This window comes from Desulfoferrobacter suflitae, from assembly GCF_022603395.1.
Taxonomy (GTDB): Bacteria; Desulfobacterota; Syntrophobacteria; order Syntrophobacterales; family Syntrophobacteraceae; genus Desulfoferrobacter; species Desulfoferrobacter suflitae.
The window spans coordinates 238,812-255,921 of the sequence record NZ_JAIBKA010000004.1 but is presented as its reverse complement, the minus strand read 5'-3'; the positions used below and the strand labels follow the sequence as shown (position 1 = coordinate 255,921).

The window sequence follows — 17,110 nt, the reverse complement described above, 5'->3', positions numbered from 1 at the left end:
GGTTCGCCTTTGTTCGTTTACGAAAAATTGATTCCCGCTCTATACCTCAGATCAGCATCCCCGGTGACGAATCGACTTCCCCGTGATGTTCATCCACTCATTGCAGCGCGAGAAAGGATTGCTTGACGATTGCAACGTAGCTCGAAGGGAAGAGTCCTAAGCTCAACACTCCGTAAGCTGAAATGAAGATGGCGATGACCAGGGCGGGCGAGAAGATCGGCGCAGCGGCCTCCGCTTCTCTCACTGACGACGGTTCTTCCATGTACATCGCCACCGTCACGCGCAGATAATAGTAAACCGAGACCACGCTGTTGACAACTCCAATGACCGCCAAACCGATGTAGCCTTCCTTGACGGCCGCGGAGAAGATGTAGAATTTGCCCATGAAACCGCCTGTCGGCGGGATACCGGCCAGGGAGAAGAGAAAAAGGCTCATGGCCACTGCGGCGAAGGGGTGCTGAAAACCAAGACCCTGGTAGTCCCGAACAAAAACCCTTGGCTCCCCTCTGCCGCTCAGAGCGGTGATGATGGCAAATGCCCCGATGTTCATGAAGGTATAGGTGAGCAGGTAGTAGAGAACGCTGCTGATCCCCAGTTCCCCTGCAGCGAGGAAAGCCACCAGCACATAACCGGCATGGGCGATGCTCGAATAAGCCAGCATGCGCTTGATGTTGTCCTGCACCAGAGCGATGACGTTGCCGATCGTCATGGTCAGCGCCGCCATGATCCAGATGAGCCAGGTCCATTCCATTTGCAGTGCGGGCAGCCCCTCCATGAAAACCCGAGCAAACGCGGCGAAGGCGGCCGCCTTGGGTCCCGCAGACATGAATGCCGTGATCGGTGCAGGTGCCCCTTCGTATACGTCCGGCGTCCACATATGGAAGGGCACCAAGGCCGCCTTGAACCCGAAGGCAACCACCAGCATCGCCATTCCCATAACCAAGCCCGGACTGTACAATCCGTACTTGCCGACGGATGCGGCCACGGCCCTGATGGAGGTGGTCCCTGTCGAACCGTAGATTAAGGCAATGCCGTACAGCAGAAAGCCGGTGGCGAAGGAACCCAGTATGAAATACTTTAATGCGGCCTCGTTGGAAACCATGCGCACCCGGGTATATCCCGCCAGAACATAGAGGGATAGGGACATCAGCTCGAGACCCAGGAACAGGGTAATCAATTCCCCGGCACTGGCCATGATCATCATTCCGATGGTGGCAAACAGAATCAGCGCAAAGTACTCGCCGTACTGCATCGCTTCATCTTCCAGATACTTCATGGAAATGAGAATCGTCAGACCGGTGCCGAGCAGAAAAATCAACTTGAAAAATCGCGCATAGTTGTCCACCACCCACATGTCGTTAAAGGAATAGACAACCGTCTGAGCAAAGAAGCTCGACGGCTCCATGACAACGAACGCCAGCGCAGCGAGAACCCCAACCAGGCTCACATAGCCGTAATATTCCTTGAAGCGGGGAGTGGAAAAGGACTGCATCAAGAGAATCAACAGCGAAAAACACGTCAAGATGATTTCCGGGTAAATGGCGCTCAAATTGATTGTACTCATTACCTGTTCCATAATTTATCGCCCTTGATCCGCTGCATACTGTTCATAGTTGTTCATTGCATGAGTGGCGCGCAACTCGCTATGCTCCGGCACGTCCAGCATCACCGTCCGCTGCTGACCCATGACTTCCAGCAAATGCTGAACAGACACATCCATTTTGTCCAAAAACGGTTTTGGATACACCCCGATCCATACGATGAATACAATAATGGGAACCAGATAGGCATATTCCCGCCCCGTCATATCACGCAGATTCTTATTTTCTTCCTTGGTGATGCGGCCATACATGACGCGCTTGTACATCCAGAGCAGATAGACCGCTCCGAGCACCAGCCCGATGGTCGCCAGCAGACCGTAGCCAAGGGAGGCCTTGAATGCCCCGATGAGGATCAGCAGCTCGCCAATGAACCCGTTCAGGCCGGGCACTCCCATGGACGAAAAAGCTACCAGCAGGAACAGCGTAGCAAAGACGGGCATCACTTTCATAACCCCGCCATATTCGGAAATAAGCCGCGTATGGCGGCGTTCGTAGAGCATGCCGACGATCATAAAGAGCGCCCCGGTGCTCAACCCGTGGTTGATCATCTGCAGGATGCTCCCTTTGACGCCTTCCAGGTTCAGGGCAAACATCCCCAGCATACAGTAGCCCAGGTGGCTGACACTGGAGTAGGCCACCAGCTTCTTGATGTCGTCCTGGACCAATGAGACCATTGCTCCGTAAATGATTCCGATCACCGACAGAATTAGAATGACGGGAATGAAATCGACGCTTGCCTGAGGAAAAATGGGCAGTCCAAATCGCAGGAACCCATAAGTTCCCATCTTCAGCAGCACTCCGGCCAGAATCACGCTGCCGGCTGTGGGAGCCTCGACATGCGCGTCGGGAAGCCATGTATGGAAGGGAAACATGGGCACCTTGATGGCAAAGGCAAGGAAAAAGGCCAGAAACAACCAGAACTGCATGTTGGCCGGCAGACCGAAGCGATGATAGGTCAAGATGTCAAAGGTCATGATGCCGGTGGCATGATAATGGGTGAAAAACAGCACCAGTATGGCCACAAGCATGAGCACGCTGCCGCTCATGGTGTAAATGAAGAACTTCACCGCCGCATAGATCCTGCGCGGCCCTCCCCAGATGCCGATGATGAAATACATGGGAATGAGCATCACTTCCCAGAACACGTAGAAGAGAACAAAATCCAGCGCGCAAAACACACCGACCATGCCCGTTTCCAGGAACAGAAGCGAGATCATGTAGCCTTTCACACCCTTATCCACAGCCGACCAGGTGGACAGGATAGCGAGGGCGGAAAGGAATGTGGTCAGAAGTACCAGCAGCAGACTAATGCCGTCCACCCCCATGTGGTAGCTGATTCCGTACTGGCTGATCCACGGGATATTCTCGACGAACTGCATTTCCCATGTGCCGGCGTCAAACCGAAAGTACAGCGGTAGTGAAACCAGGAAGGTAACGGCGGCGGTGAGGAACGCCACCCATCGTATCAGGTCGTGTCGCTTGCTGTTGATCAGGCAAATCACCAGAATTCCCAGCAGCGGCAAATACGTGATTACGGACAGGATCGGAAAATTCGGTGAATTCATCATAGTCTCATCAAGAATGTTAGAAGGTAATAACTGACGATTGCGACGCCGCCAACCAGCATCGTAACCGCATAATTTCTCACCAGACCGGTGGCGGACACCCGAATGGTGCCCGCAAGCGAGATGAAAAACCCGGCGACTCCATTGACAATTCCGTCGATACCGCGCAAATCGACCACGCGCGCGAAGAAATTCGAGATACTCAAGGTGTATTTGCTAAAAAAAGTGTTGTACAGGTCCCCCACATAGGTGTCCCCTTCGGCAATCGGCTTGCGTGCGAGCCACATGAACACACGGCTGCCCTTGCGGTACACCCAGTCGGTGTCGATGCTGATGGTCGGCTCGGGATCGAGTTTGCGCAACAGCATGAAGAATCCTAAACCGGTGAACAGCAGGATACCCAGCGAGTTAGTCACGTGTTCGCCGGTATACGGTGCGAAATGCACCGGATAGGGAAGCAGGTCATAGAGCGGTCCGGGCAGAACACCGATGCCGATACACAAAAAGGCCGCCATGCCCATGGCAATAAGCATGTTGAGAGGCGGCTCCTTGGCTTCAATTCCGGAATCCTTGCCAAAGAACATATAGTAGGGAAGCTTCAGCCCGGTGTGCAAAAATGTACCGGCGGAAGCCATGGTCAGAAGCAGCGCCACAACCGGCCAGTGATCGTGGCTGGCACCGGCCACCACCATGGACTTACTCACAAAACCGCTGAACAGAGGGAAAGCCGAGATGGCAAACCCGCCAACCATGTACAGCACCAGTGTGATCGGCATGGTCTTGTACAACCCGCCCAGTTCCGTCAGCTTGCTCCTGCCGGTCATATGAATCACGGCACCAGCCCCCATAAAGAGCAGGCCCTTGTAGAGGATGTGAGCAAAAGCGTGGGAAACCGAACCGTTTAACGAGAGCTCCGTGCCAATCCCGACACCCGCCACCATGTAGCCCACCTGACTGATGATGTGGTAGGCCAGCAGACGCCTCGAATCATTCTCGAGCACGGCGTAAACGACTCCGTAGAGGGCCATGATGGTCCCCAGCCAGACCAGCAGTTCGGTTCCCGGGAAAACTCGAACCAGTACATATACCGCCGTTTTTGTCGTGAAGGCCGACATGAAGACAGAGCCGGTCACGGTGCCTTCCGGATAGGCGTCGGTCAACCATGCATGCAACGGCGGCACAGCAGCGTTCAATATGACTCCGGTAAGCATCAGATAGAACGCCAGGCTGCCGTCGTGCGCCACAGGCCCCACGGTGATGGATTTCGTCCCCAGGTAGTGCAAAATGATACCACCCAGCAGACAAACGCCGCCAAACATATGCACCAGGATATAGCGGTATCCCGCTTTGATGGAAGCCTTCTGGCGCCGGGCAAAGACCAGGTAGACCGAGGCAAATGCCATCAGTTCCCAGAAGACAAACAGGGTGAAATAATCTCCGGCAAAGGTCACCCCCAGGGATCCACCGACGTACAGGAAGGCGGAGACGTGCTGCCCCGAGTCATCCACATGCAGCGCGTAGACAATGCCGATAAAGGACATGATGGTGAAGACGTAGGCAAAAACGATGCTCAGCTTGTCCACCGCACCGAACGTCATTGTCACACCAAGAAACTTGTAGTGCCAGAAGCTTCCAGGGGACATGGAGAGGACGGTCGCCACGCCCAGCACCGGGATGAGCATCAGGTAAGCCCGCTGCACCCTGCCGCGCAGAAAGGGAATGAGCAGCGCACCGAAAATGTAGTATATCGACGGGTGTAACCAATCAATCATCGTAATAATCCTCGTCCTGCATGATACCGCATTGATGCCCGATAAATTTGGAGACCACAATGATCAAAACGCAGGAAACAAAACCGTAGAACGCGCCAAAACCGGGTATCTTGTCCCATATGTATTCGGCATGTGCACGATGGACTAGAAAATCGGCCACGAACACCACCGCCAGTGCCAGGTACCCGAGCCGCCTCAAGGTCTTTGCATTGGCCGGGTCGCCGATATAAAGGACGATCCTCTTGATCATCGGATCACCTCCTGCGCGAGACTTAGGAAATAGTTTGGATAAATGCCTATCACCAATGAAATGATGGCCGTCAGCACCAGCGGCACCACCACCATGGGAATCTCCCGGATCTCCTCGTGGTGGTCATGATCACCATGTTCCGCTGCCTCCGAATGATCCTCTTTCTGAAAAAACGCCTTGTAAGTGATCGGCAGAAAGTACGCGGCATTCAACACCGTACTCGCCAGCAGCACCATCAGAATGGGTATCTGGTGTGCCTCGATGGAACCTACAGCGAGATACCACTTGGTGACGAATCCTGCCGCAATGGGCACGCCGATCATGCTGAGGGACCCGATGAAAAACGCCGCCATGGTCCACGGCATTTTTTTGCCGATGCCGGACAGCTGGCTCACCTCGGTTTTGTGTGCAGCCGTGTACAACGAGCCGGCACAAAAGAAGAGCGTTATCTTGGAGAAGGCGTGATTGGCAATATGCACGATGCCGCCCACCATCCCGCTCGGCGTCAGCAGCACCGCCCCAAGGATCACGTAGGAGAGCTGGCTCACGGTGGAATAGGCCAGCCTGGCTTTGAGGTTGTCCTTGGTGAGCGCAATCACCGAGGCCGCAATAATGGTGAATGAGACCACGTAGGCCGCGGTGACCCCAAGATTGAGGCTGGTCATCATGTCTACCCCGTAGACATGAAAAACAACCCGCAGAATCGAAAACACACCCACTTTAACAACGGCCACCGCATGCAGCAGGGCGCTGACCGGAGTCGGAGCCACCATCGCCGAGGGCAGCCAGTTGTGCAGCGGCATGACCGCACCCTTGGCAAACCCGTACAGGAAGAAAAAGAACGCCACGAACAGCAGCGGTGTCGCCGCATGTTGACTCAACAGCCCATCGCTTTGGAAGTCCGTCGTACCGGTTACCACAAAAACGATGATGATGGCCGCCAACAGCAAGGTCTTCGACAGGCTGAGCAAGTACAGGAAGTACTTCCTTGCCCCCTCGATCGCCTCAGGCGTTTCCTTATGACCCACCAGGGGGACCGTGGCAAGGCTGAGAAATTCATAGAACACGAACAGAGTCACTAGGTTCCCCGAGAAGGCCACCCCGACGGCAGACGCGAGACTGATGGCAAAGCAGGTGTAGTATCTTGTCTGTGATTGCTCTTTGTTGGAGCGCATGTAACCGATGGAATAGAAGGTGGTGACAATCCACAAGAAGGAAGAAACCGTGGCGAACACCATGCCCAGAGCATCCACCCGAAACTTGATGGAAACCCCCTGGAAAAACGTGACGAGAGTGTACTCGATGGTGTGACCGGATAAAATGGCGGGCGCCATCGATATGACGATTGAGAACTTGATGACCCCGGCGAGTATCGACCAAAACTCACGCAGGTTGGGGCGATCTCCCGTCCTCAAGATCAAAGGCACCGCAAGAAGAGAGCTCAGCACAGCAAGAACCGGTTTTATGGATACAATCGTTTCCACGTCTTCATTAACCTTTGCTTAAATTGATGTCATCCACATTAACGGTAGGCTTGTTTCTAAACAGTGAAATGATGATGGACAGCCCCACCGCAGCTTCCGCCGCAGCAACCGTCATGATCATAAACACAAACACATGGCCGTCCAAGTTGTTCAGGAATCGTGAAAACGCAACAAGAGTTAAATTCACCGCGTTCAACATCAACTCGATACACATGTAAATGATCAGTGCATTGCGCTGCGTGAACACGCCCACCGCGCCGATTGAAAAAAGCATGGCGCCCAAAATCAGATAAGAATTCAGTGAAACCATAGGCTACATTCCCTGATCCGGAAAGTAAGAGAGCTCATTGATCCGAATCATCAATCCGTCTCTTGGCCAGGATAACCGCACCGACAATCGCTGCGAGCAACAACACCGAGGCTATTTCGAAGGGCAACAGGTACTCGGTGAAGAGCATCTTCCCTACGGCTCTAGTGGTGCCGAATAGAGCAGCCGCCTCTCCCAGCGGCACAACGTTGTCACTCAACTTGACCACACTCACCATCAACACAAACACCAACCCGACCACCGCGATGGCGATCATTTGCCACAACAGTGCACTGCCGGCCAGCCGTCCTTCCTTCTCCTCGATGTTGAGGAGCATGATCACGAAAAGGAACAGCACCATAATGGCTCCCGCGTACACGATCAACTGCAGCGCAGCGATCAGGTGCGCGTCGAGGAGCACATACAGACCGGCCAGAAACGACATGGTTGCAATCAGGCTCATGGCGGCGCGCACAGGCCTCTTATTGGTGACCATAATCAGCGCCGCCACAACAGCGCCCAATCCGAGTAGGTAAAACATCAATAATTGCATTTGGAGTAGATCCTCCTGATATATTCTATGCGCCCCTTGACACTTTCCTCGGACCTTAAAAGCTGCTCTTTGGAATAGCGCATGCGGCTCCGGTCGGTCTCCGCCAATCCCTGGTACTCGGAGCTCATCACAATCGCCTCCTTCGGGCAGACTTCCTCGCAAAAGCCGCAATACACGCAGCGGGTCATATCCAGAACATAGCTCAACGGGTATCTCTCGCCGTTTTCTCTCTCTGCCCCGACGATGGAAATGGCATGGCCGGGACATGCCGTCTCACACAACCCGCACGCCACACACCTTTCCGTTCCATCCGGACGCATCACCAAAACGGGCCGGCCCCGATAAGCAGGGGGAAGCACAACCTTCTCGTCCGGGTAATAGACGGTGAAGACGCTCCTCTTCTTGCCGCGGGGAGGAAGCACAAATCCCAGCATGTTCAAGGCAAAATGTTTGGTGGTGACGTACATTCCCCGAATGATCTCAAAAACATACAGTTTCTCCCACAGGGTAAGATCGAGGTTTCTCCTCACCCGTTTGGGCTTCAGCCTGCCAGCCGGGACGCCAACCGTTACCTGAGAACCTTTTCCATCGAACTGTGTCATTTTATCCATAATAAGAGAACCAACCCGGTTATTGAGATGTTGATGAGGGAAAGCGGAAGAATCATCTTCCAGCACAATCTCATCACCTGATCATATCGAAAACGCGGAAGCGTCCATCGAATGGTCATCTGCAGCCATATAAAAAAGATCACCTTGGCAAAAAAGGTGGCAATATTGACGAGCATCGCAAGAATGGTTGCCCCGTTGGGCCCGGCAAACTGAAAGAAAGAAAGGAGCATGGCATCGGTCACAAACGGGATATGCCAGGCGCCCAGAAAGAGTGTGGTGAGAATGCCGCTGATAGTGACGATCTCCAGGAACTCACTCATCCAGAACATGACGAACTTGAGACCGCTGTATTCCGTGAAATATCCCGCTACCAGCTCCGATTCCGCCTCGGGGACGTCGAACGGAACCCGCTTGTTCTCGGCCACAGCACAGGTGAAGAAAAGAATGAAACCGAGCGGTTGAATAAAGATGCCCCAGTGCAGGAAGTTTTCCTGCATCGCTCCGATCTCACTCAGCTTCAGGGTACCGAAGACCATAATGATGCCGATGATCGCCAACCCCATGGCCACTTCATAGGAGAGCATCTGCGCCGAGGCGCGCAGCCCCCCCAAAAGGGACCAGTTGCTGCGCGAAGACCAGCCGGCCAGAACCACTCCGAAGGTGGCAAGTGAGGTCAGGGCGAAGACGAAAAGAATGCCCACATCCAGGTCGGCGATGACCAGATTGACGTGGTGGCCGAATAACTCGTATTGCCCACCAAATGGGATGACGGAAAAGGTCGCGATGGCGGGAACCAGACATATGAAAGGAGCGAGGGTATGGAAAAACTTATTGGCACCGGCGGGAACGAAGTCTTCCTTGGTGAGCACCTTGACGGCATCCGCGATCGGATGGAAAAGTCCAATGATGGTGAATTTACCGATGTTGGCGCGGTTCGCTCCGATTCTGTCCTGCATGACCGCACTCTGCTTGCGTTCCACCCAGCCCAAAATGGGGGCAAAAAATCCCAGGTTGATGCTGAATATGAATACAATCTTTGCTACCGACTCGATAAGATCTGCAACCATGGTTATCTATCGCATTCTCCGCCGATCATGTTGATCATATCAAAGGTGGGGACGATATCGGCGATGAGCCTCCCCTTCATCATCCTTGGCATTGCGGCGGTGAGAGGAAAACACGGAGGTCTTACTCTACATTTGTAAGGCTTGCCGCTCCCATCACTCACAAGATAGAATCCGAGCTCACCATTGCCGCTTTCGACGGCGAGATACACTTCGCCGGGAGGCGGCTTGATGCCCTCGATCACGGTCTTGAAATGAAATATCAAAGAGTCGATCCTGTTATAGATGTCGTCTTTCGACTGCCACCTATAGTAGGGCATGTCGACGTTTATGGGCCCGCCCGGAAGCTGCTCCAGCGCCTGCTCCACAATGCGCATGCTTTGATTGATCTCCTCCATGCGCACCAGGTACTTGTCGAAATTGTCACCGGTTTCTCCAATGGGGACTTCAAAGTCCATGCGGTCGTAAACCAGATACGGGTTGGCCTTGCGCACATCGTAGGGCACCCCGCAGGCCCGCAGGCAGGGGCCGGTAAACCCGTAGGCGATGGCTTCCTCGGCCGGCATCGTGCCGACATCGCGCACACGGTCGATGAATACCCGGTTCTTGGTGAGCAGCTTATTCACATCGCTCCACAGAACCCGACAGCGCTTGAAGACCTCCAGCGTCTTTTGCTTGAACCCGTCGGGAAGATCATTCTTGAGCCCGCCGATCCGCACGTAATTGGTCGTCACGCGCGCTCCGCACAGCATTTCGATCAAGTCCCAGACCAGTTCGCGCGCTTCGACAAAATAGAGAAAGGCCGTGAATGCACCCAGTTCCAGACCGCCTGCAGCGACATTGGTCATATGGTCGGCGATGCGTGACAGTTCGCAGGCAATGACCCGGACGTATTTGCACCGCTCGGGCACATCAATACCGATGAGCTTCTCCACCGCCAGCGCATAACCCACGTTGTTGATGAGCGGCGAGACGTAGTTCAACCGATCGGTATAAGGGAACACCTGATACCACGTGCCACTCTCGCACATCTTTTCGAACCCTCTGTGGAGGTACCCGATTTCCACCTTCAGGTCCTCGATGGTCTCTCCATCCAGGGTCACCAGAAATTTGACGGTTCCATGGGTCACCGGGTGGGAGGGACCCATGTTGATCACCATGTGTTCGGTATGAAGATCTTTGGCTATTTCAGACATGACTCTAACAACGACTCGCTGGTGGGTTAATTGATCGGCCCGATCAGGGGCTGGCGCTTCTTTACCGGATAATCTTTGCGCAGGGGATGCCCTTCAAACCCTTCGTACAGTAAAAGCCTGCGCAGATCAGGATGCCCGTTGAACGCTATTCCGTACAAGTCGAAAACTTCTCGTTCAAACCAGTCGGCAGCGATCCATACGGGCACGATGGAATCGATGCTGCAGTCGGACTCGGGCACCCCTGCCTTGATCCTCACCCTCCGGTTGTACCTCAGCGAGTACAGATGATACACCACTTCAAAGCGAGGTTCCCTGCCCAGGTAGTCCACCGCGGTGAGATCCATCATGAAATTATAAAGAAGCTTGCCATCGTCTCTCAGAAACGTGCATAGGGCGACGATGTCTTCTTTTTTCACCACCGCGGTATCATCTCCCCGGTAGGAATGGGTCTCGAGGATCGAGTCTCCAAACCGCTCGGTCAGTCTCTGTAAAGTCACACTTGCATCCATAAACGAACACTTCCTAGGGGTTTAACGATGTTTTTCAACACTCGGTAAGCTTGGCCTCGTCGGTCACCGGCGCCGCACCGCGCGGCCAGTCCGACCAACGCTCCTGGGCGACCTTCTCCTGCAGCTTCATCAGCCCGTCAATGACCATTTCAGGGCGAGGTGGACAACCCGGCACATAGACATCGACCGGGATGAGGGTATCGATGCCCTGGACGGTTGCATAGTTGTCATAAAATCCGCCTGAAACGGCGCAGACGCCGAAGGCAAAAACCCATTTGGGCTCGGTCATCTGGTTGTAAACCTTGACCAGGACAGGCGCCTGCTTATGGCTGATGGTACCGACCACCATCAGCAGATCCGCCTGGCGCGGCGAGAAGCGCGGCAATGCGGCGCCAAATCGGTCGAGGTCATATTTCGGCCCCGCCACGGACATGAACTCCATGCCGCAGCAGGCGGTTACAAATGGGTAGAGGAAAAAAGAGTACTTTCGTGCCCAATTGACCACCGACTCCACCTTGGTGAACAATACGCTGCCGCCCAGCAGACGTTCGGCTTCTCCCGAATCGAGCAGCTCTTGACCGCTTCTGCGAAGGGCGCCCAATCTGCCCTTTATCGATCCCATTCCAATGCTCCCCTTCTCCACACGTAAATCAGGCCAATGGCCAAAATGGTCAGAAAAATCATCATTTCGATGAAACCGAACAGGCCCAGCTCCTTGAAGAGCACGGCCCACGGGTAGGCGTACACCGCTTCGATGTCGAAAATCACAAAAAACAGCGCCACCAGATAAAATTTGACGGAAAACCGCAGCTTGGGCGATACGATGGGGCTTTCACCACATTCGAACGGTTCCATCTTGTCGATGAAGGACTTCTTGGGGCCGATCAGACTGGTCGCGACCAGCATCCCACCGGCTGTGGCCGCCGCCAAAACGAGCATTATCAACACATGGATGTATTCACTCATAGTCTTGGTCCGCTCTTGAAGATGTTAACGTTGGGCGTAGAATGTCTGTGAATTTTGTATTTCGGGAAGCACCACTACCACAAGATGGCGATTAATGGAAGAGAAAACTTTCACTAACGCGTGAGAAATTTTTTTCAGCCGGCACATCGACCGCCTATAACGCGCCGCCGGATGGCTGTCGCAGGCGGCTGTATGATACTGCCGCCATGGGGCCATCAGAGAACCGCAGGATCGATCCCTTGCAGGGTATGTTACCACCCCTTCTTTCCGGACATGCCGCACGCGCACCATCATCTTCAGGTTGTGATATTTTTCGCTTGGTTTCCCTCGGACTTTTCGGTAATTTGACCAGCACCTATCGACAACACCGGGATCTCATATACCGAGCAAACAGTTTCAAGGGAAGGCAGACAACCACAAAATGGGAGGGGTGCTCATGCGGCAATTTGTGCTTTCATTAACAGTGCTGGCCCTGATCCTTTCCGCACGGCCGGCGGCAGCGGAAAACAAATGGTATCTGACCCTTTATGGAGGCCAGGGAGCCGACAGCGATTTGGGCGAGATGTTAACCTTCCAGGCGGATTTCAAGAATGTGTACCTGCTGGCCCTGGCGGTAGAAAGGGGCCTCTACACCTACAGGGACAAGCTCCGATTTGAAGTCGAAGGGATCGTGGTCAAATATTTCGGGAGGCAGGAGAATGCCGAATTTGATGCCCTCGTCATTGCCCGCTGGCTGGATTTCCCCTGGAACAACCACCTGCAAACCACCTTTGCGGTGGGCGACGGGCTTTCGGTGGCCACCGAAGTCCCCGAGTTTGAAAAGGAAAGGCGCAACGGCAATACCGCCCAGGTGCTCAATTATCTCATGTTTGAATTGACCTTCGGGCTCCCGCAATTGCCCCGCTGGAGCCTCATCACCAGGATCCACCATAGATCCGGCATGTTTGGGCTGTTCGACGGCGTCCATGGTGCATTCAATTCCCTCTGCTTCGGCCTGCGTTATGAATTGTGAGGCCGGCTCACATGTGCAGGATGAGACGTATATCGGGAGTGTTCTGATACTGCCGTAAGAATTGGTCTGATGGTCTTGTCCGCTTTTGTCCTACATGGACCTTAGAACCTCAGCAGGGCGGTTGTTGTTGAACTGGACGACGACTATCATCCCGGCGAAGGCTGCAATCCGGACGGGCAGCATCCCTCACTGGATGACCGACACCCCTCAAAAAAAGACTTGGAAGCGGCTTTGCACGATGTCCGCATTGCCATGGCCAATGGTCGGCAAATGGCGGTCATACACGTCGGCATGAACGTAGTTGACCATCAAGCGCGCATTGTCGTTGAGATACCAGTTGAGGCCTGAGGTGATATTGCTTTCTCTTCCACCGCTAATACCGGTGTCGTTGAGATCCAGGTAGGAATAGCGCAGGACGATTTCCCACGCCCCCCAGGAGTTGTTTAAGGGGTTGAAGCTGCGGCGCGGCTGCAGCGTGGAAAAAATTCCTTTCGCGGTGTCGTAGGGACGATTTTCTGCTGTCAGGAAGTAACTCAAATAAAGGTAATAGCCCCACAACCAATGGGTTTCGGGGACCTGTGCAATATGCTGAAATAATTCAGCCTGCAAAGATAATCCAGCATACACGACGGCCAATTCGGCAGCGACCAGGTCTACCTGGTCGGCCTGGAATTGGGGGGTCTCCACCAGCATGTCCCCGGAAAGATCGGATTCCGGCTGAGTGCCCACCTGCAGCAGGTCGTCGATGCGCAACTGGTGACTGTAACTGAGACCGAGATGTAAGAGCTTGCGACCTTTTTGGCCGTACCATGGCAGGCCCGTTATCCTGCCGGTAAGGTTGACGCCGCTGCCCCCCTGCAACACACGCGACATGTTTCCGAGATCAAGTGAGCCGACGTCCCAGAAGCCGCCCACCGCCCATGTGATGCGTTCAGCGAGAGCGCTGTCGGAGATTTCCAGTCCCGGGTTTCGGGCTGGAGCAAAGGCGTCGGTCGGCAGAGAAACCTCCATGAAGGTGGTGTTGACATTGCTGATCAACTGCTCGAGGGAAAACGGCTCTTTGACCTGTCCCAGCAACAAACGGCCCAGTGCAGGAATTTTGTGGATAATGACATAGCCATCCTGGATGGCGGGAGCGTCAGTGAAATCAAATTGTAACCTTGCATGCACCCGATCACAAAACGTTGCTGCAACTTCTACCCAGAAACGACGGAGCTCGGCACTGGCGCCCGTAAAATCGGGATAGTTTCTGTCCAGCCGGCGATCAGCCCAGATAGTGCCACCGTCCACCTGCAGTCTGCCGCCAAGCTTGATACGGACGTTGTCGTCAACACTCTGCAGATGCAATCCATTGTCCCAGTACCCTTTCACACCGGCAGAAATCGAACCCGCGGCGCCCCTTTGTGGCACCGTTGCCTGCGCTCCTTTGGAGACATCGGGCCAAGAGTCCAGCGCCTTCGCTCCAACTGAGAAGACTGCAGGAGACAGTAGTATTATGCAGATCAAAGCTGCCGTTCTTGTTATGTTCTTCCTTTCCCTGCGCAATAATTTAAACAGGCTCACAGATTGTCCGCGAAGCGGTGTTGCGTGCGGCTCCGTCATCCCAGCCAAAGCGGGAATCACATGAGTCATGGATTCACAAGGCATTTGACTCAGCTGCCGGGAACCGCAAGCGTCGCTCCCTGATGTCATCTACCGCGAGCGGAATACTCACATGCCAGATTGGCTCTCCACTTTTGCAAGGTTTGCAGGAATGAACGGCACACGGCTTCCCATGATAATCCGACGGGGTTGTTGCATCAACGCTCATGGGCCAGCAGCACTGCCATCCAGGTAAAGCTGCCGGAAGGGGGGACTCCAAAGAACGAACGATCCCCCGCAAGCTGGCGGCGAAGTGTGAAGCCCTGGGCAATCAGCTTCTCGAGCAAAGGCCTCCACTGGATATCATGGAACCCCGAGAGGATGAGGTGTCCGCCGGGATTCAAGAGCGGCGGCAGGTCAGGCAGGATGAGACGGAGCACGGTATAGGGCAGATTGGCGACGACACAGTCGAAGCGGCCCTTGACGGCATCGGGGGTTGCGGCGAACCAATGCACGGCGCCCAGCAACCCATTGGCGCGGGCATTTTCGAGACAAGTGGCAACAGCACGAATATCCCTGTCAAATCCGACTACTCGAGGCACCCCCAGGCGTGCCGCAGCCAGTGCGAGAATCCCCGAACCGCAGCCGACATCGAGCAGAGAGCGGCAGGCCGCATGCTTCAGGGTATCATCCAGCAGCCGCAGGCACAGCCGAGTGGTCACATGGTCGGGATGAAACGCTCCGTCACTGCGCACCTTTAGCAGCTCTTCCCGGCGCAACTCCCAGGGGAAGATGGGTGAAATGGCCACCTTCAACCCGGAGTCAAGCTTCAGCAGCATGGCCGTCTCCATCCCGCCAGCAACCCGTCAGCATCGTTGCGGCACTTGCTCAAGCCCTGCCGGCGCCATCAGCAGCCGATCTGTTTGAAGAAATCGTTGCCTTTGTCATCGACCAGAATGAACGCGGGAAAATCAACCACCTCAATCCTCCAGATGGCTTCCATGCCCAATTCGGGGTATTCGAGGACCTCAACCTTTTTGATGTTTTCCTGCGCCAGCAGCGCGGCAGGACCTCCGATGGAGCCCAGGTAGAATCCGCCGTATTGCTTGCAGGCATCGGTCACCTGCTGGCTGCGGTTGCCTTTGGCAATCATGATCAGCGATCCGCCGTGGGACTGAAAAAGATCCACGTAGGAATCCATCCGTCCTGCCGTGGTCGGACCGAAGGAACCGGAAGGCATGCCGGCAGGCGTTTTGGCCGGGCCGGCATAATAGATGGGATGGTCCTTCATATACTGAGGGAGCCCTTCGCCCCGGTCAATTCTTTCCTTCAGTTTGGCATGCGCGATGTCGCGGCCGACAATGAGCGTGCCGGTCAGGGACAGTTGGGTGGTGACCGGATATTTGCTCAATTCGGCAAGAATATCTTTCATAGGCCGGTTCAAGTTGATCTTGACCACACCACGTTCATGTTTTCCCCGGTACTGCTCGGGAATAAACCGCCCGGGATTACGTTCCAGTTCCTCCACCCAGATGCCCCCTTTGTTGATCTTGGCCTTGACGTTTCGATCCGCCGAACAGGAGACTCCCATGCCTACCGGGCAGGATGCCCCGTGGCGGGGAAGTCGGACCACGCGCACATCCAGTGCAAAGTATTTGCCGCCGAACTGAGCGCCGTAGCCGCACTGGTATGCCGCCTGCAGAATCTTGTCTTCCATCTGCAGGTCGCGGAAGGCCTGTCCGCCTTCGTTCCCCTCGGTCGGCAGAGCATCGAGATAGCCGGCTGAAGCGAGTTTCACCGTTTTGAGGCAGGACTCGGCCGACGTGCCCCCGATGACAAAGGCCAAGTGGTAGGGCGGACACGCGGCCGTTCCCAGGGTCTTCATTTTTTCCACCAGGAATTTTTCCAGGCCGGCCGGGTTCAGCAGGGCCTTGGTCTCCTGGTAAAGGTAAGTCTTATTGGCAGACCCGCCCCCTTTGGCCACGAAAAGAAACTTGTATTCACTCCCATCAACCGCGTAAATATCAATCTGTCCGGGAAGATTGGTGCCGGAGTTTTTCTCCTCGTACATGGTGAGCGGGATTGTTTGCGAGTACCTGAGATTTTCTTCGGTGTAGGTCTTGTAAATACCCTTGGAGAGGTACTCCTCGTCCCGCCCACCGGTCCAGACCTGCTGGCCCTTCTTGGCCACAATGGTGGCTGTCCCGGTGTCCTGACACAGAGGCAGGATTCCCTGTGCGGCCACTTCGGCGTTACGCAGCATGGCGATGGCCACCCCGCGGTCGTTGGGAGCGGCTGCGGGATCGTCCAGAATGGCGGCAACCTTTTCCAGATGGGCCGGCCGAAGCAGGAAAGAGACGTCGCGCATGGCATGATTGGCCAGATACGTCAGTCCTTCAGGATCCACTTTGAGGATCTCTTTCCCCTCAAAATCAGCCAGCGTAACATAATCTTTTGTGAGCAACCGGTACTTGGTATCATCCTGGGCGAGGGGAAACGGGTCTTGGTAAGAAAACTCGGGCATGGTGCACTCCTTTCAGCATTGGACTGCGGATCACATCGGTCACTTCCAGAGGGCTGATGTTAGGGCAAAAGGATTGCTTTGTCGAGTGTCGAATTGACCGTCGAACCGGCCAAGT

The 17,110-nt window shown here is 54.8% G+C and carries 17 protein-coding genes; 1 reads left to right on the top strand and 16 read right to left on the bottom strand.

The window, feature by feature from the left end:
• Positions 1 to 97: 97 nt before the first annotated feature.
• From K1V27_RS08770 to K1V27_RS08710, 13 genes are read right to left on the bottom strand one after another with little or no spacing between them, the layout of a single operon-like run.
• Positions 98 to 1,564, bottom strand: a complete 1,467-nt coding sequence (locus K1V27_RS08770; RefSeq protein WP_258929344.1) for an NADH-quinone oxidoreductase subunit N — start codon at positions 1,562 to 1,564, stop codon at positions 98 to 100.
• 15 nt (positions 1,565 to 1,579) lie between these two features.
• The gene (locus K1V27_RS08765; RefSeq protein ID WP_258929340.1) at positions 1,580 to 3,169 is read right to left on the bottom strand and encodes an NADH-quinone oxidoreductase subunit M; all 1,590 of its coding nucleotides are present in this window, start codon (positions 3,167 to 3,169) and stop codon (positions 1,580 to 1,582) included.
• Positions 3,166 to 4,938, bottom strand: coding sequence for a Na(+)/H(+) antiporter subunit D (locus K1V27_RS08760; protein WP_258929338.1), 1,773 nt, complete (start codon positions 4,936 to 4,938; stop codon positions 3,166 to 3,168). Before K1V27_RS08760 ends, K1V27_RS08765 begins: the two co-directional genes overlap by 4 nt.
• Positions 4,931 to 5,188 (bottom strand): hypothetical protein, encoded by a 258-nt coding sequence (locus tag K1V27_RS08755; RefSeq protein WP_258929336.1) that lies wholly within the window; start codon positions 5,186 to 5,188, stop codon positions 4,931 to 4,933. The genes K1V27_RS08760 and K1V27_RS08755 overlap by 8 nt, the downstream gene beginning before the upstream one ends.
• Positions 5,185 to 6,672: a monovalent cation/H+ antiporter subunit D family protein gene (locus K1V27_RS08750; RefSeq protein ID WP_258929331.1), complete on the bottom strand. Its 1,488-nt coding sequence runs from the start codon at positions 6,670 to 6,672 to the stop codon at positions 5,185 to 5,187. Before K1V27_RS08750 ends, K1V27_RS08755 begins: the two co-directional genes overlap by 4 nt.
• 7 nt (positions 6,673 to 6,679) lie before the next feature.
• Entirely contained in the window at positions 6,680 to 6,982 is a 303-nt protein-coding gene (nuoK, locus tag K1V27_RS08745; RefSeq protein WP_258929330.1) for an NADH-quinone oxidoreductase subunit NuoK, read from the bottom strand.
• A gap of 34 nt (positions 6,983 to 7,016) precedes the next feature.
• The gene (locus K1V27_RS08740; protein ID WP_258929328.1) at positions 7,017 to 7,532 is read right to left on the bottom strand and encodes an NADH-quinone oxidoreductase subunit J; all 516 of its coding nucleotides are present in this window, start codon (positions 7,530 to 7,532) and stop codon (positions 7,017 to 7,019) included.
• Positions 7,520 to 8,143 carry a NuoI/complex I 23 kDa subunit family protein gene (locus K1V27_RS08735; RefSeq protein WP_258929326.1) on the bottom strand — a complete coding sequence of 208 codons (624 nt, stop codon included), beginning with the start codon at positions 8,141 to 8,143 and terminating at the stop codon, positions 7,520 to 7,522. Before K1V27_RS08735 ends, K1V27_RS08740 begins: the two co-directional genes overlap by 13 nt.
• Positions 8,131 to 9,210: a complex I subunit 1/NuoH family protein gene (locus K1V27_RS08730; protein WP_258929324.1), complete on the bottom strand. Its 1,080-nt coding sequence runs from the start codon at positions 9,208 to 9,210 to the stop codon at positions 8,131 to 8,133. The genes K1V27_RS08735 and K1V27_RS08730 overlap by 13 nt, the downstream gene beginning before the upstream one ends.
• Before the next feature lie 2 nt (positions 9,211 to 9,212).
• Positions 9,213 to 10,403, bottom strand: a complete 1,191-nt coding sequence (locus K1V27_RS08725) for an NADH-quinone oxidoreductase subunit D (RefSeq protein ID WP_258929323.1) — start codon at positions 10,401 to 10,403, stop codon at positions 9,213 to 9,215.
• A gap of 26 nt (positions 10,404 to 10,429) precedes the next feature.
• Entirely contained in the window at positions 10,430 to 10,912 is a 483-nt protein-coding gene (locus K1V27_RS08720) for an NADH-quinone oxidoreductase subunit C (RefSeq protein ID WP_258929316.1), read from the bottom strand.
• 34 nt (positions 10,913 to 10,946) lie between these two features.
• Positions 10,947 to 11,534: an NADH-quinone oxidoreductase subunit B gene (locus tag K1V27_RS08715; protein ID WP_258929314.1), complete on the bottom strand. Its 588-nt coding sequence runs from the start codon at positions 11,532 to 11,534 to the stop codon at positions 10,947 to 10,949.
• A complete protein-coding gene (locus tag K1V27_RS08710; protein ID WP_258929313.1) occupies positions 11,522 to 11,878 on the bottom strand; it encodes an NADH-quinone oxidoreductase subunit A in 357 nt (118 codons plus the stop codon). Before K1V27_RS08710 ends, K1V27_RS08715 begins: the two co-directional genes overlap by 13 nt.
• A gap of 436 nt (positions 11,879 to 12,314) precedes the next feature.
• On the opposite strand from K1V27_RS08710, the gene K1V27_RS08705 reads away from it, so the two are divergent.
• On the top strand, positions 12,315 to 12,890 hold the full coding sequence (locus tag K1V27_RS08705; protein ID WP_258929309.1) for a hypothetical protein: 576 nt from the start codon (positions 12,315 to 12,317) through the stop codon (positions 12,888 to 12,890).
• A 207-nt stretch (positions 12,891 to 13,097) separates the two neighbouring features.
• Here the strand turns inward: K1V27_RS08705 and K1V27_RS08700 are convergent, their stop codons facing one another.
• From K1V27_RS08700 to K1V27_RS08690, 3 genes are all read right to left on the bottom strand, one after another.
• Complete coding sequence (locus K1V27_RS08700) at positions 13,098 to 14,300, bottom strand: OprO/OprP family phosphate-selective porin (RefSeq protein WP_258929308.1); 1,203 nt, start codon at positions 14,298 to 14,300, stop codon at positions 13,098 to 13,100.
• 389 nt (positions 14,301 to 14,689) lie between these two features.
• Positions 14,690 to 15,310: a 50S ribosomal protein L11 methyltransferase gene (locus K1V27_RS08695; RefSeq protein WP_258929307.1), complete on the bottom strand. Its 621-nt coding sequence runs from the start codon at positions 15,308 to 15,310 to the stop codon at positions 14,690 to 14,692.
• 68 nt (positions 15,311 to 15,378) lie between these two features.
• Positions 15,379 to 16,995, bottom strand: a complete 1,617-nt coding sequence (locus K1V27_RS08690) for a fumarate hydratase (protein ID WP_258929306.1) — start codon at positions 16,993 to 16,995, stop codon at positions 15,379 to 15,381.
• Positions 16,996 to 17,110: the final 115 nt, after the last annotated feature.

Bases quoted from the DNA above. Each gene is read 5' to 3' on its own strand.
- K1V27_RS08760 (WP_258929338.1), bottom strand. From the start codon at position 4,938: ATGATTGATTGGTTACACCCGTCGATATACTACATTTTCGGTGCGCTG.
- K1V27_RS08765 (WP_258929340.1), bottom strand. From the start codon at position 3,169: ATGATGAATTCACCGAATTTTCCGATCCTGTCCGTAATCACGTATTTG.
- K1V27_RS08730 (WP_258929324.1), bottom strand. From the start codon at position 9,210: ATGGTTGCAGATCTTATCGAGTCGGTAGCAAAGATTGTATTCATATTC.
- K1V27_RS08720 (WP_258929316.1), bottom strand. From the start codon at position 10,912: ATGGATGCAAGTGTGACTTTACAGAGACTGACCGAGCGGTTTGGAGAC.
- K1V27_RS08705 (WP_258929309.1), top strand. From the start codon at position 12,315: ATGCGGCAATTTGTGCTTTCATTAACAGTGCTGGCCCTGATCCTTTCC.
- K1V27_RS08715 (WP_258929314.1), bottom strand. From the start codon at position 11,534: ATGGGATCGATAAAGGGCAGATTGGGCGCCCTTCGCAGAAGCGGTCAA.
- nuoK (WP_258929330.1), bottom strand. From the start codon at position 6,982: ATGGTTTCACTGAATTCTTATCTGATTTTGGGCGCCATGCTTTTTTCA.
- K1V27_RS08740 (WP_258929328.1), bottom strand. From the start codon at position 7,532: ATGCAATTATTGATGTTTTACCTACTCGGATTGGGCGCTGTTGTGGCG.
- K1V27_RS08690 (WP_258929306.1), bottom strand. From the start codon at position 16,995: ATGCCCGAGTTTTCTTACCAAGACCCGTTTCCCCTCGCCCAGGATGAT.
- K1V27_RS08755 (WP_258929336.1), bottom strand. From the start codon at position 5,188: ATGATCAAGAGGATCGTCCTTTATATCGGCGACCCGGCCAATGCAAAG.
- K1V27_RS08725 (WP_258929323.1), bottom strand. From the start codon at position 10,403: ATGTCTGAAATAGCCAAAGATCTTCATACCGAACACATGGTGATCAAC.
- K1V27_RS08695 (WP_258929307.1), bottom strand. From the start codon at position 15,310: ATGCTGCTGAAGCTTGACTCCGGGTTGAAGGTGGCCATTTCACCCATC.
- K1V27_RS08735 (WP_258929326.1), bottom strand. From the start codon at position 8,143: ATGGATAAAATGACACAGTTCGATGGAAAAGGTTCTCAGGTAACGGTT.
- K1V27_RS08710 (WP_258929313.1), bottom strand. From the start codon at position 11,878: ATGAGTGAATACATCCATGTGTTGATAATGCTCGTTTTGGCGGCGGCC.
- K1V27_RS08770 (WP_258929344.1), bottom strand. From the start codon at position 1,564: ATGAGTACAATCAATTTGAGCGCCATTTACCCGGAAATCATCTTGACG.